Origin of the sequence: Sphingopyxis chilensis, from assembly GCF_035930445.1 — a bacterium.
Taxonomy (GTDB): domain Bacteria; phylum Pseudomonadota; class Alphaproteobacteria; order Sphingomonadales; family Sphingomonadaceae; genus Sphingopyxis; species Sphingopyxis chilensis.
Map to the genome: position 1 here is coordinate 3133268 of NZ_CP142394.1, position 12711 is coordinate 3145978.

The following is a 12711-nucleotide window of genomic DNA, read 5'->3' on the forward strand; positions in this document are numbered from 1 at the left end:
AACGGGAGATTTGGGATGCACCTGACCACCGCCCAGTCGAGCGCGATCGTCGCGGCGATCTTTTTCGGCTTCTGCCTGATCGAACTCGCCCGCACGCGGCTGTTCGCCAAGGACGAGCAGTCGCGTCACGACGGGATCATCGAGATTATCAGCACCTTCACGCTGCTGATCGTCACCCAGCCCACGATCCTGCTGGTCGTCGGCGCGCTCGGCCATCGATTCTTTCCGCACTATGAGGGCGCGCTGGCGAATGCGCCGTTCCTCGCCGCGCTCGCGCTCTTCCTCGTCTTCGAAGACATGATGCAATATTGGTGGCACCGCGCGAGCCACAGCTTCGCCTGGCTCTACAACCTCCACCGCGCGCATCATAACGCGCGCTATATGAGCGTGCGGCTCGTCTACAGGAACAACATCATCTATTATGCGATGATGCCGAGCATCTGGTTCGCGGGGGTGCTGGTCTATCTCGGGCTCGGTTGGTTCTATGCGGGCTATCTGGTGGTCAAGATGGCGGTGATCATCGGCGCGCACAGCGATGTCGCATGGGATGCGCCGTTCTACCGGATCAAGGCGCTGTCGCCGCTGATGTGGGTCGTCGAACGCACGATCAGCACCCCCGCTACGCACCATGCGCACCATGGCCGCCACGCCGACGACCCGGCGGTGAACTACAAGGGCAATTTCGGAAACCTGCTCTTCTTCTGGGATGTGCTGTTCGGCACGGCGAAGATCACGCGGCATTATCCGGCGAGCTATGGCGTCGAGAATCTGCCGCCCGCGACGCTGGGGCAGCAACTGCTGTGGCCGATCTTCCCCGAGAACAAGGATATGAACGCGCATATCGCGGGCGCCGAGCCGGTGACGCCCAGGACGGTCCCGCTGACCTAGCCTGTCGCGCGTTCGACCCCGAGCCAGCCCGCGGCGCGCGGCAGACGCGGCAGCACCAGCCGCTCGGCGATCCACAACAGGATCAGCGAGACGGCGAGCAGCGGCAGGAGCGCAGCGAGGATCAGCACGATCGCGGTGATGCCCCGAAGCCGCGCCGGGTCGCGCGCCGCCGGCGGCGCGCCTACCGTGCCCTCGGGCTTGCGGCGTCGCCACATCAGAAAGCCCGAGACGGCGAGCGTGAACAGCGCGAGCGCGGTCATGACGCCGATCAGCTGGTTGATACGGCCGAAAAGCTGGCCTTCGTGCCACGCGATGCCCATGTTCACGACGCGGTCGATGATATGCTTGTCGGCGAAGCCGCTGCGCGCGACTTCGGCGCCGGTCGCGATATCGTAACTGACCTTGCGCACCTGCGGCCGGTTTTGCGTCTGCGTCGTCAGCGTCCATGTGTCGCCGTTCGGCGGGCCGAAGAGATTGGGCGCGCCGGGCGGCTGGACGATGACGGGCGCGGGCAAGGCCTCGGCCTTCGCGCGTTCGACGATGCGCGCCAGCGGAATCGCGGGCGAAGCGTGGATCATCGGGCCGGCCATCGCCATCGCGCCATGATCGTGCGCGGCATGGGGGTCCGCGCCGCCTTTCCAGTCCGGCACGCCCGATACCCAGCCCATTTCGGCGCGGACGGCCCGAAAGCCGCTCGCCCAGACGTCGGTCCACGGCAGCGCGGTGAGGAGCAGGACCAGCGCAAGCCCCGAAACCCAGAAGCCGGTGACCGCGTGGAGATCGCGCAGCGCGATGCGTCCGCCCAGCGACAGCCGCGGCCACGCAACCCCTGCGAGCCCGCGTCCACGCGGCCACCAGAGATAGAGGCCGGTGAGGATCATCGCGATCGCCCAGCTTGCGGCGAGCTCGACGATGAGGCTGCCCGCGCGCCCGATCAACAGGCTGCCGTGGATACGCGACAGCCACGCCGAAATGCGCGCATCGGGATCGGCCGATCCGATCACGCACCCCTGCGGTGAGACCGCGACGTCGCGCATCGTCCCGTTCGACAGGCCGAGGTGGACGACCGCGGCATCGCCGGGCGCTTCGGGGATGCGGTAATAATGGAAGCTGGCGCCCGGAAAATCGGCGAGCGCGGCGGCGACCTGCGCATCGGCGTCGACCGTACCCGCGGTCGGCAAGCCGCGCCATGACCGCTCCTCCCACCGGTCGAGATCGGGCTTGAACAGATAGGCCGCGCCCGTCACCGACAGGAGCAGGATGAAGGGGATGACGAACAGCCCGGCGTAGAAATGCCAGCGCCAGATCGTGCGGTAGAGCGGAACGCGGTTGCTGTCGGTCATCCCCCGTCCCCTTAGAAGCGCGCGCGGATGCCGGCGGAAACCGCGCGGCGTTCGACGGGGTAATAGATCGCCGAGGTGTCGGTGACCGTAATCGCCGCGCTGATGTCGCCGATCGCCTTTTTGCCCGTGATGTTGCGGATGTCGACGAAAGCGTCGACACCTTCGGCGATCGGCGCCCCGCCCGTGATCCCGATCAGCGCATAGCCCGAAGTACGCACCTGATTGCGGTAATCGGCGAAGGGACCGTCCGGCACCCATTCGAGGTTCGGCGCGATGTGCAGCGCGTCGGTGCCGAGGCGCAGCTCGGCGCGATAGACATGCTTCGGCACCACCGGCAGGCGGTTGTCCCCGAACTGGCTGTCGTCCCGGAAGCGAAAGTCGCTGTAGGTATAGACTTGCCGCAGGCGCAGCCAGCCGGTCGGCGCGAGATCCAGCCCCGCCTCGACGCCCTGATGCAGCGTGCGGTCGGCGTTGAAGGTAGCCGCCGGAATATTGCTGTTCGTCGTGAACTGGAGAAGCTCGCCCTTCAGCGTTGAGCGATAGAGCGCGACGTCCCAGCTTGCGAAACCTCGCGTGCCGCGCGTGCCGATTTCGGCGGTCCAGGCGCGCTGCGGGCGGATGTCCGACACGACGGTGCTGACGGGCGGGGTGCCGATCGTCTGGAACACCTCGCCGAAGCCCGGGAATTCGGCCGAGCGGCTGTAGTTGGCGAAGAACTGGATATCGGCGGCGGGTTCGAACAGCAGGCCGAATTTGGGCGAGAAGGCGTCGAAGTCGACCCGGCCGTCGGTCGCGGGAGCGACCGAGAAATTTACTTGGCGCTGGCGCCAGCCGTCGGCGTAGACGCCGCCCGCGACCAAGGTCAGCGCCTCGACCGGCCGCACCCGGACTTCGCTATAGAGCGTCGCGGTCTGCGCCTTCTGGTCGGCGTCGAAGGTCCGCGCGCCGCGACGTCCGCCATTGTTGACGAACTGGCGCGCGTCGGTGTTGCCGCGCCGCATTTCTCCGCCGAAGGTCACCTCGACCGGGCCGGTCGCATAGTCGGCGCGGAAGAAGCCGCCGACGTCGACCGACTTCTGGTCGATGAGCTGAAAGATCGGATGGTGGAGCGACTTCGCATTGACGAAGCCGCCGACGTCGAGGGTTAGCGCACCCCAATCGAAGGTCGTGCGGTTCTGGAGACGCAGCGAGTCGATGTCGCGTCCCTGATCGCCCGCGACGGCGCCCGCATTGGCCTTGCGCGGGGTCGACAGCGCCTCGGCCATCGTCAGCGCGCCCGGCAGCTGCTGGTCGATATTGTTGATGCTGGCATAGAAGCGCGTGCTCACCACATCGCTCAGCTTCAGCCCGACATTTCCCTGAAACCGCAGGCTGCGCCGCTTGGCATGGTCGCGGTCGCCGTCCGACGTGTCAGCGCCAATCGCGCCCCACGCGTCGACGCGGTCGCTCGCGACGCCGGCCGAGACGAGCCCGCGCAAACTGTCGAAGCTACCAACGTCGGCGCGCATGTAGAGGCCCTGCGCGGTGCGCCCCGTCGGGGTCACGCCGTTGATCGCGCCGCCCAGCGTTCCCGATCCGAAGCGCAGCGCATTCGCGCCGCGATAGACTTCGAGATGGTCGAAGAAGATCGGTTCGAGTTCCTGGAAATCGCCATTGTCATCGGCGAGGTTGATCGGCACGCCGTCCTGCAAAAGCGTGAGCCCGCGCATGTGGAAGCCGCGCGACAGGCCCGAACCGCGGATCGAAAGGCGCACCTCCTGCCCGTAGCGCGGCTGGAGATAGACGCCGGGCGAGAAGGCGAGCGTGTCGCGGAGCGAGACGACCGATTTGTCGGCATAATCTTCGTAAGAGACGACGTCGGTGCCGCCGGGCGTGCGGCCGGCGCGCTCCTCGGCGGCGTCAGTGGCGGCCGGCGCGGTTACGATGATGGTCGAATCGGCCTCTTCGGCACGGACGGAGGGGGCGGCAAGACAGGTTGCGAGCGCCAGCAACGGCGCCGCGCCATGGATGCGGGTTTTCATAATTTTTCCTTCGCTGGATGCAGTCACGGACCGCACCACGCGAACGCGCGGACGGCCGGTCGATCTGGATCAGGCGAAGGCGGGGGGGCCGGTACTCGGCGGGAGCGGCGAGGCGATCCCCGGCGCAAAGCCGAGCGAGCGAACCGCGACAGGGACCATCTCGGCAATCATCGGCGCGGCAGCCAGCACCGGCACGTCGGGAACAATCGGCGCATTGGCGAGCGCGCCCCACGGGCAATGCTGCTGCGTTTCGCCCGCGTCGTGGCTGCCCGCCTTCTCGAGCGGGATCGTCACGGTGCCGCCGGGGTTGCCCGGGTCCGAACAGATACGCACGGTGATCGACCCGCCCGCATCGCTTTCGATCATCCAGCCCGGCGCAACGAGCACCCGCGCGGCCAGTGCAAGCAGCAGCGGTAAAAGCAGCAGGATGCCGGGACGGCGAAAGGCGGCGAGCAGGCTCACGGAAGGCGCCTTATGAGGTGCGGCGCCGACTGACAAGCGGACATGCTACTCAACCCGGTCGTCATTGCGAGCGAAGCGAAGCAATCTCCAGCTATCGGCAACGCGCTGCCGATAGCTGGAGATTGCCGCGTCGCCTTCGGCTCCTCGCAATGACAGTGTTTATTCCGCGGGCGTCTCGTCGGTCTTCTTGCCCGTGCGCGTCCACGGATAGAGGAACTGGCCCCAATAGCTGCGCGGGACATCCTCGGGGATGCCGTAATTTTCGGGCCAGCGGTCCTTGGGCAGATGAAAGGTGCCGAACAATTTGTCGATCCACGGGAAATGGATGGCGAAATTGACGTCGAACGCCTCGCGTTCGAGCCCATGGTGCCAGTGGTGGAAACGCGGGGTCGCGATCCAGTGGCCGAGCCGGTTGAAATTGCCCCCGACATTGGCGTGGAGCAGCGACGACCACACATAGACGAAGCCGATATAGGCCTGCATCACCGACGGCGCGAAGCCGAGCGTGAAGAGCGGCAGCGATGTGATCGAGCGCAAGAGGATGATCTCGGCGAAGTGCATCCGCGATCCCGCGAGCCAGTCCATCGACTTGGCGCTGTGGTGCACCGCATGGAAACCCCAGAGGAAGGGGTAGCGGTGGAAGCTGCGGTGGAAGAAATATTGCGCCAGGTCCGACGCGACGAGCACGATGACGAACTGGACGATCCACGGCAACGAGGCGACCCCCGCGCGGAACGCCTCCCAATTGCTCGTATTCTCGTTGATGATCGTCGACGGCGCGAGCGCGAGGAAGCCCAGCACCTGCACGAACATCGTGCTGACCAGATAATAGAAAAGATCCTCGCGCCATTCGGTGCGGAACAATCGCTGTGTCCGGCGATGCGGGAAGGCGCGCTCCAATGGCGCGAACATGAAGCCGGTGACGAGCAGGTTCACGACGAAAAAGTCTAGCCCGAAGAAAATGCCCCAGTCGCGCGTTTCCTGCGGCTGGACGTTCGCTCCGCCGATGAGAATCGCCGCGAGCCCGATCATCAGCGCGGTGAGGCCGAGCACCTTGCGCGGGCGCAGCAGCAGGCTGAGCAAGGAGAGGCCGTAGCTGATCAGAAGTGTCGCGTGGACGAGGCCGCGGAAGCCGCCCCAATGCTTGACGATTTCCAACTCGGGGGTCGCGAACCAGTCCGGGAAGCGCAGCGCGACGACCATGAAAAGGCCCGCGATCGCGAAGAGTAGTCCGAAAAAGCCCGAAAGCCATCCGCTGCCGAAGCGCCGCACCTCGGTATGCGATTCGAGGTCGCGCATCAGATTGTTCAGATAATCACGCTTCGCCATGTTGGCCCCTCACAGCATTTCGGCCGCGCGGTCTGTGACGGCGCGCACCATTTTCAACCTTCGTCATGCCGGACTTGATCCGGCATCCATTCCTGCCCCGGCGTCATGGACCCCGGATAAAGTCCGGGGTGACGAAGAGAACTGACCGATAAGTTAACCGGCCGCTGCGACAATCTCCGCCCATTGCGCCTCGTCAATCACCCGGATACCGAGTGCACTCGCCTGCTTAAGCTTCGATCCCGCGCCGGGCCCAGCGACGACGAGGTCGGTCTTGGCGCTGACGCTGCCCGCGGCTTTGGCGCCGAGCGCCTCGGCCTGTGCCTTGGCTTCGTCACGGCTCATCGTCTCTAACTTGCCGGTAAAGACCACCGTCATGCCCGACACCTCGCTCTCGCGAGTCTCGACAACGTAGAGCGGCGGCGCCACTTCGGAGAGAAGGTCGTCCCACAGGGCGCGATTGTGCGGTTCGTGGAAGAAATCGGCGAGCGCCTCGCCAACCGCGATGCCGATCCCGTCGGCGCGCACTTCGAGGATCGCCTTGAACGCCTCGACGCGGCGCGCCGTATATTTGCCGTCGGATTCGCCCTCGGCGCGCGGATTTTCTTCCAAATAGGCGTGAATTTCGGCTGCCTTTTCCGGAAGGCGCCGGATGTCGCTCAGCCCTTTCAGCAAATCGCGCGCCGTCACGGCACCGACGTGGCGGATACCGAGCCCGAACAGCAACCGTGCGGCGTCGGGCGCGCGCTTGGCCTCGATCGCGGCGAACAGATTGTCGACCGACTTTTCCTTCCAGCCCTCACGCCCGAGCAAGTCGGCGCGGTGGCTTTTCAGGCGGAAGATGTCGGCGGGCCCCTTGTCGAGCCAGCCAAGGTCGAGGAATTCCTGGATGCTCTTTTCGCCCAGCCCCTCGATATCGAGCGCGCCGCGGCTGACAAAGTGGCGCAGGCGTTCGAATTTCTGCGCGTTGCAGATGAGGCCGCCGGTGCAACGCACATCGACCTCGCCCTCCTCGGCGACCGCCTCGCTGTTGCAGACGGGGCAATGGTCGGGGAAGATATAGGGTGCGCGGCCCTCGCCGCGGGTCAGATTCTCGACCACCTGCGGGATGACGTCGCCCGCGCGCTGGATCACGACGCGGTCGCCGGGGCGCACGCCGAGACGGCCGATCTCGTCGCGGTTGTGGAGCGTGACGTTCGACACGACGACGCCGCCGACGGTGACGGGGGTGAGCCTTCCCACGGGGGTCAGCTTGCCGGTGCGGCCGACCTGGATGTCGATCGCTTCCAATGTGGTCTGCGCGCGTTCGGCGGGGAATTTATGCGCGATGGCCCAGCGCGGCGCCTTGGCGACGAAGCCCAGCCTTTGCTGCCAGTCGAGCCGGTCGATCTTGTAGACGACGCCGTCGATATCATAGTCCATCTCGGCGCGGCGGCGCTCGATTTCGGCATAGTGCGCGAGGAGGGCGGCGACGCTGTCGGCGCGTTTCAGGAGCGGCGAGACGGGCACGCCCCAGCCCTCGATCGCCTTCATCACCGCATATTGCGTATCGGCGGGCAGCGCGCTCACCTCGCCCCAGCCATGCGCGAGGAAGCGCAGCGGTCGCGACGCGGTGACGCTCGCATCCTTTTGGCGCAGCGATCCGGCGGCAGCGTTGCGCGGGTTGGCGAACTGGCGCGCCTTTTCGGGGTCCTCGGCTTCGGCGAGCAGCCGCGCGTTGAGCGCGGTGAAATCGGCCTTCGCCATATAGACCTCGCCGCGAATCTCGAAGACGTCGGGGGCATCGCCCCTTAATTCCTGCGGGATGTCGGCGATGTGGCGGACGTTCGCGGTGACATCCTCTCCGACGCTGCCGTCGCCCCGCGTCGCCGCCTGGATCAGCTTGCCCTTCTCGTAACGCAGCGAGCAGGAGAGGCCGTCGATCTTGTCCTCGGCGGTCATTGCGACGACCGCGTCGGCACCCAGGTTGAGGAAACGCCGCACGCGCGCGGCGAATTCCTCGACATCCTCCGCCGAAAAGGCGTTGTCGAGGCTCATCATCCGCACCGCATGGGCAATCTTGGCGAGCGGCGACGCCTCGACCGCCGCGCCGACGAGCCGGTTCGGGCTGTCGGCGCGGATCAGATGCGGGAAAGCCTCCTCGATCGCGTTGTTGCGGCGAACGAGCGCGTCATAGTCGGCATCCGAAATCTCGGGCGAATCCTCGGCGTGATAGAGTTTGTTATGATGGGCGATCTGCTTCGCCAGCCGCATCAATTCATTGGCGGCATCGGCCTCGGACAGCGATTCGATTTCGGTCATGCACCGGTCTTTGCCACCGGCTTGAATTCGGCGCGAGTACCAAATCCTGCGATAAGCGGGCGCCCCCTTTTGATCGCGTCCTGCACCGCGGGGAGCTTCAGCGAGGCGGCGTGCGCTTCCTTGCTATCCCACAATTCGACGATCCAGATCGCGTCGGGGTTCGCGCTGTCCTCGCCGATCAGATAGGCGATGTTGCCGGGCATTTCGCCCGTGCCTTCGGACAGGATCACGACCAGTTCGGCGCGCTTTCCGGGCTGCGCCATCATCTGGCCGAGCAGGCCGTATTGCGGATCGGCTTCTTCCATCCTTGCCTCCAGGGCATCAAGTTTCGTCGCGGGCAACAGCACCGCCGCCGTCGCCAACAGCGCGGCCAGATGCTCGCGCCGGTTCATTTCGCGATCGCCAGCACATGCACCTCGCGCCGGATGCGAAAGCCGAGCGATTCATAAAGCCCGATCGCGCCCGCATTGTCGGCGTAGCTGTGCAGGAAGGGCGTCTCGCCGCGCGCGACCATCTGGCGCATGACATGGCCGATCAGCGTGCGCGCGAGCCCGCGTCCGCGGCAATCCGCCCATGTCGCGACGCCGCTGACCTCGGCCATGCCGGGCACGAGGATTCTTTGCCCGGCCATCGCGAGCAGGCGCCCCTCTTCGCGAATGCCGAAGAAAGGGCCGTAGCGATGCGTTTTCGGCCCCCACGGCCCCGGCCGGGCATGGTCGGCGAGCGCCGCCATTTCGGAGGCGTCGGCCTCGCCGAGCGCAAGGATCGGCGGTTCGCCGTCGCGCGGCACCGGCGGCGGCCCTTCCGCGACCATCTGCGCGAGCACGGCGCGCTTCACCTCGCGCGTCCCGTCGGGAACCGGCCAGCGCTCGCCCTCGACGATCCAGATCTCGCCCTCGTCGGGCACGAGCGCGGCGAGCGCGGCCTGCGCCGCAGCGCCGGTGTCGGCCGCAACTCCGAACACGCCATAGCCGCGGTCGATCCGCAGTGCCCGCCCGTCACCCTCGGCAAGATGCGCCTGCCGTCCGGTCAGCATCGACCAGATCGGGCGGTCGAGGGGGTGGGCGATCATGCCGCGATATCCAGCAATCGCTCGGCCTGCGCGCGCGCTTCCGCGGTCACTTCGGCGCCCGAGAGCATGCGCGCGATTTCCTCGCGACGACCGGCGTCATCGAGCGCGTGGACGCTGGTGCGCGTGACCACCCCGCCATTTGGGCCCTCGCTCGACTTGGCAATGATGAAGTGGAAGGCGCCCTTGGCCGCAACCTGGGGCGAGTGCGTCACCGCGAGCAATTGCTTGCCCGCGCCTGCCAGCCTTGCCAACCGCTCGCCGATCGCGCTCGCCACCGCGCCGCCGACGCCGCGGTCGATCTCGTCGAAGATGATCGTGCCGGCCCCGCCCTCTTCGGCGAGCGCGACCTTCAGCGCGAGGATGAAGCGCGAGAGTTCGCCGCCCGAGGCAATTTTTGCGAGCGGCGCGAAGGGCGCGCCGGGATTGGTCGAGATGAGGAATTCGACGCGGTCCATGCCCTCTGGCCCCCAGCGGTCGGCGGGAAGCCGTTCGATGAGCGTCTGGAAGCGCGCGGCGTCGAGCTTGAGCGGCACGAGTTCGCCCGCAACCGCGGTGTCGAGGCGGATCGCCGCCTTCGCGCGCTGGTTGGAAAGGGCCGTCGCGGCATGGGTATAGGCCGATGCCGTCTCGGCGACGGCGGCTTCGAGCTTCGCGAGCCCGGCGCTGCCACCCTCGATCGCGTCGAGCCGCGCGGCGAGCGTCCCCGTCAATTCTGCCAGCTCGTCGGGCTGCACATTATGTTTGCGCGCCATCGCACGCAATTCGAACAATCGCGTCTCGGTCACCTCAAGCCGTTCGGGGTCATATTCCATCGCACGCGCCGCTTCGTGCAGCTTGCCCTCCGCCTCATCGGCCTCGATGATCGCGCGATCGAGCCCCGCGAGCGCCTCGGCGAGCAGCGGATGATCGCCCGCGAGCCGGTCGAGCCGCCGCGCCGCCGCGCGCAACTGCGCGGGACCGCTATCGCTGCCCTCGAACGCTTCCATGATCGCGCCGAGATCGCCGGCCAGCCGCTCGCCCTTCTGCATCGCGGCGCGCGCTTCGGCGAGTTCGGCTTCCTCGCCGGGCTGGGGGCCAAGCGCCTGCAATTCGGTGACGCAATGCGCGAGCCACTCACGGTCTCGTTCGGCTGCGGAGATGGCGGCGCGGGCGGCGGCAAGCTGCTCCTCGGCGGCGCGCCACGCGGCATGCGCCGCGGCGACGGCGCGCGTGTCGGCACGCGCATAGGCGTCGAGCAGCACGCGATGTCCTGCGGGCGCGAGCAGCCCGCGATCGTCATGCTGGCCGTGGATTTCGACCAGATGCCCGCCCACCTCGCGCAGCAGGGCGGCCGAACAGGGCTGGTCGTTCAGGAAGGCGCGGCTGCCGCCATCGGCCTTCAACGTGCGGCGGATCAGCAGCGGTTCGCCCGCCTCCAGCGCGATCTCGTTATCGGCAAGCAGCGCCGCAAGCGGCGTATCTGCCGTGGGCGGCGCGAAGCTCGCGGTCACCTGCGCCTTGTCGCTGCCCTGCCGCACCAGCGCGCTGTCGGCGCGCGCGCCGAGCGCGAGCCCGAGCGCGTCGAGCAGGATCGATTTGCCCGCCCCCGTTTCGCCGGTGAGCACGCCGAGCCCCGCCTCGAATTCAAGGTCGAGCCGTTCGATCAGAACGATATTGGCGATGGACAAAGCGGTCAGCACGGGCCGTCCTTACCGCAGAACAAAGGCAGAATCTATTCCCGCCGCGATCAGGCGCTCGGCGCGTGCCTCTGCATCAGCTTGTAGGCGCGCTCATACCATTCATTGCCCGGATAGTTGGCGCCGAGCACGGCGGCCGACTTCTTCGCCTCGGCCGGAATACCGAGCGCGAGATAGGATTCGGTCAGGCGATAGAGCGCCTCGGGCGCGTGGCTGGTCGTCTGATATTTGTCGACGACTTCGCGAAAGCGAATCGACGCAGCAAGCCAGTTCGAGCTGCGCTGGTAGAAACGGCCGATTTCCATTTCCTTGCCCGCGAGATGGTCCTGCACCAGGTCGACCTTCAGCCGCGCGTCGGCGGCATAGCGGCTGTCGGGATAGCGGCGGATGATCTCGCCCAGCGCGGCGCTGGCCTGCTGGGTGATTTTCTGGTCGCGGGTCACGTCGCTGATCTGCTCATAATAGGAAAGGCCGATCAGATAATAGGCGTAGGGCGCATCCTTGTTGCCCGGATGAATCGCGAGGAAACGCTGCGCGGCTTCGATCGCCGGTGTGTATTCGCGGTCCATATAATAGCTGAACGAGCTCATCAGCTGCGCGCGGCGCGCCCAGGGCGAATAGGGATGCTGGCGCTCGACCTCGTCGAACAGCGCCGCCGCCAGCCCATATTGCTTGCGGTCGAGCCGGTCCTGCGCCGCGCGGTACAGCGTATTGACATCGCGCGCGACGTAACGCGTGTCCTGCTTGACCCCGCCGCCACCGGCGCAGGCCGCCAGCATCGGGGGGATCACGAGAGCGGCGGCGACGAGGCGCGTCGTGGCGCGCAAGGAGGAACGCTGAGTCATGCGCGCGGTATAGCCACAGCGTGGATGAACGCAAAATAAATGATGGGGCCCCCGGTCGCGTTTCCAGGGGGCCAGATCAGCCCGTTTTGACGACGCAGCCCTCCGGCGCGTCGGCTGGCGTCGGCACGCGGCGCGCGGTCTTGATCGTCACTTGCGGTTCGAGCATCTGGCCGACCATCACGCCTTCGCCCGCGGTGGGCGAGATCGGCGCGTTGAAGATCGCCTCCGCCACCTCGGCGCCGCCGACAATTTCGCCGAACACGGCAAAGCCGGCGCCGTCGCCGCCCGGCGCATCGCTGTCGAATCCCCTGATGTCGGACAGGAGCAGGAAGAAATCGCTCGTCGCGTCGCCGGGGTTGAGCCGCGCCATCGACAGCGCGCCCTTGCAGTTGGTGAGGCCGGTGGTCGCCGTCGGCTCGTGCGCGATGGGCGGGAAACTCCGGCGCGCGTCGCCGCGGTTGCCCGCCTGGATAAGCTGGTTCGCCGGGCCCCAGCTCTTCGTCGAGCGGTAGAATTTGAATCCGTCCATCCGTTTTGCGTCGACATAGCGGAGGAAATTCGCCGCGGTGACCGGCGCGCGCTTGTCCTCGATCCGCAAGGTAATCGTGCCAAGGTCGGTGACGAGCGCCACATAGGGCCGCGTGTCGGCTTCGACCACCGGCGTGACAGGCACCGGGACCGAGGGGATGGGCGGCGGCAATTGGGTCGCCTGCGGCGGAACGGCCGGCGATTGGGCGGCAAGTGCGATGGCGGTGAGGATCGTGAGCATGGCCGATA

General features: G+C 66.8%; 11 protein-coding genes. 1 reads left to right on the top strand and 10 read right to left on the bottom strand.

Translation table 11 applies throughout. The annotated features are described in order from the left end of the window. Window positions 1-15 precede the first annotated feature (15 nt). The gene (locus VSX79_RS14665) at window positions 16-888 is read left to right on the top strand and encodes a sterol desaturase family protein (protein ID WP_179494166.1); all 873 of its coding nucleotides are present in this window, start codon (window positions 16-18) and stop codon (window positions 886-888) included. Here the strand turns inward: VSX79_RS14665 and VSX79_RS14670 are convergent. From VSX79_RS14670 to VSX79_RS14715, 10 genes are all read right to left on the bottom strand, one after another. Further along, complete coding sequence (locus tag VSX79_RS14670; RefSeq protein WP_326913714.1) at window positions 885-2231, bottom strand: PepSY-associated TM helix domain-containing protein; 1347 nt, start codon at window positions 2229-2231, stop codon at window positions 885-887. The two genes, VSX79_RS14665 and VSX79_RS14670, sit on opposite strands and share 4 nt — an antisense overlap. An 11-nt stretch (window positions 2232-2242) precedes the next feature. After that, window positions 2243-4252, bottom strand: a complete 2010-nt coding sequence (locus VSX79_RS14675; protein ID WP_326913715.1) for a TonB-dependent receptor family protein — start codon at window positions 4250-4252, stop codon at window positions 2243-2245. A gap of 69 nt (window positions 4253-4321) precedes the next feature. Continuing rightward, on the bottom strand, window positions 4322-4714 hold the full coding sequence (locus VSX79_RS14680) for a DUF2946 family protein (RefSeq protein ID WP_179494160.1): 393 nt from the start codon (window positions 4712-4714) through the stop codon (window positions 4322-4324). Between the two features lie 159 nt (window positions 4715-4873). Next, the gene (locus VSX79_RS14685; RefSeq protein ID WP_179494157.1) at window positions 4874-6043 is read right to left on the bottom strand and encodes a sterol desaturase family protein; all 1170 of its coding nucleotides are present in this window, start codon (window positions 6041-6043) and stop codon (window positions 4874-4876) included. Window positions 6044-6196: 153 nt separating this feature from the next. After that, a complete protein-coding gene (gene ligA, locus VSX79_RS14690; protein ID WP_179494155.1) occupies window positions 6197-8341 on the bottom strand; it encodes an NAD-dependent DNA ligase LigA in 2145 nt (714 codons plus the stop codon). Next, the gene (locus VSX79_RS14695) at window positions 8338-8733 is read right to left on the bottom strand and encodes a putative quinol monooxygenase (RefSeq protein WP_326913716.1); all 396 of its coding nucleotides are present in this window, start codon (window positions 8731-8733) and stop codon (window positions 8338-8340) included. Before VSX79_RS14695 ends, ligA begins: the two co-directional genes overlap by 4 nt. Continuing rightward, window positions 8730-9413 carry a GNAT family N-acetyltransferase gene (locus tag VSX79_RS14700; protein WP_326913717.1) on the bottom strand — a complete coding sequence of 228 codons (684 nt, stop codon included), beginning with the start codon at window positions 9411-9413 and terminating at the stop codon, window positions 8730-8732. Before VSX79_RS14700 ends, VSX79_RS14695 begins: the two co-directional genes overlap by 4 nt. Beyond that, complete coding sequence (gene recN / locus VSX79_RS14705) at window positions 9410-11092, bottom strand: DNA repair protein RecN (RefSeq protein WP_326913718.1); 1683 nt, start codon at window positions 11090-11092, stop codon at window positions 9410-9412. The genes VSX79_RS14700 and recN overlap by 4 nt, the downstream gene beginning before the upstream one ends. A 47-nt stretch (window positions 11093-11139) precedes the next feature. Further along, window positions 11140-11934 carry an outer membrane protein assembly factor BamD gene (locus VSX79_RS14710; RefSeq protein WP_179494145.1) on the bottom strand — a complete coding sequence of 265 codons (795 nt, stop codon included), beginning with the start codon at window positions 11932-11934 and terminating at the stop codon, window positions 11140-11142. Window positions 11935-12010: 76 nt separating this feature from the next. After that, window positions 12011-12703: a peptidylprolyl isomerase gene (locus tag VSX79_RS14715; RefSeq protein WP_326913719.1), complete on the bottom strand. Its 693-nt coding sequence runs from the start codon at window positions 12701-12703 to the stop codon at window positions 12011-12013. Window positions 12704-12711 lie beyond the last annotated feature (8 nt).

Excerpts from the sequence above, each read along its gene's own strand:
- VSX79_RS14685 (WP_179494157.1), bottom strand. The coding sequence starts at position 6,043 with ATGGCGAAGCGTGATTATCTGAACAATCTGATGCGCGACCTCGAATCG.
- VSX79_RS14710 (WP_179494145.1), bottom strand. The coding sequence starts at position 11,934 with ATGACTCAGCGTTCCTCCTTGCGCGCCACGACGCGCCTCGTCGCCGCC.
- VSX79_RS14675 (WP_326913715.1), bottom strand. The coding sequence starts at position 4,252 with ATGAAAACCCGCATCCATGGCGCGGCGCCGTTGCTGGCGCTCGCAACC.
- VSX79_RS14700 (WP_326913717.1), bottom strand. The coding sequence starts at position 9,413 with ATGATCGCCCACCCCCTCGACCGCCCGATCTGGTCGATGCTGACCGGA.
- VSX79_RS14670 (WP_326913714.1), bottom strand. The coding sequence starts at position 2,231 with ATGACCGACAGCAACCGCGTTCCGCTCTACCGCACGATCTGGCGCTGG.
- VSX79_RS14665 (WP_179494166.1), top strand. The coding sequence starts at position 16 with ATGCACCTGACCACCGCCCAGTCGAGCGCGATCGTCGCGGCGATCTTT.
- VSX79_RS14695 (WP_326913716.1), bottom strand. The coding sequence starts at position 8,733 with ATGAACCGGCGCGAGCATCTGGCCGCGCTGTTGGCGACGGCGGCGGTG.
- VSX79_RS14715 (WP_326913719.1), bottom strand. The coding sequence starts at position 12,703 with ATGCTCACGATCCTCACCGCCATCGCACTTGCCGCCCAATCGCCGGCC.
- ligA (WP_179494155.1), bottom strand. The coding sequence starts at position 8,341 with ATGACCGAAATCGAATCGCTGTCCGAGGCCGATGCCGCCAATGAATTG.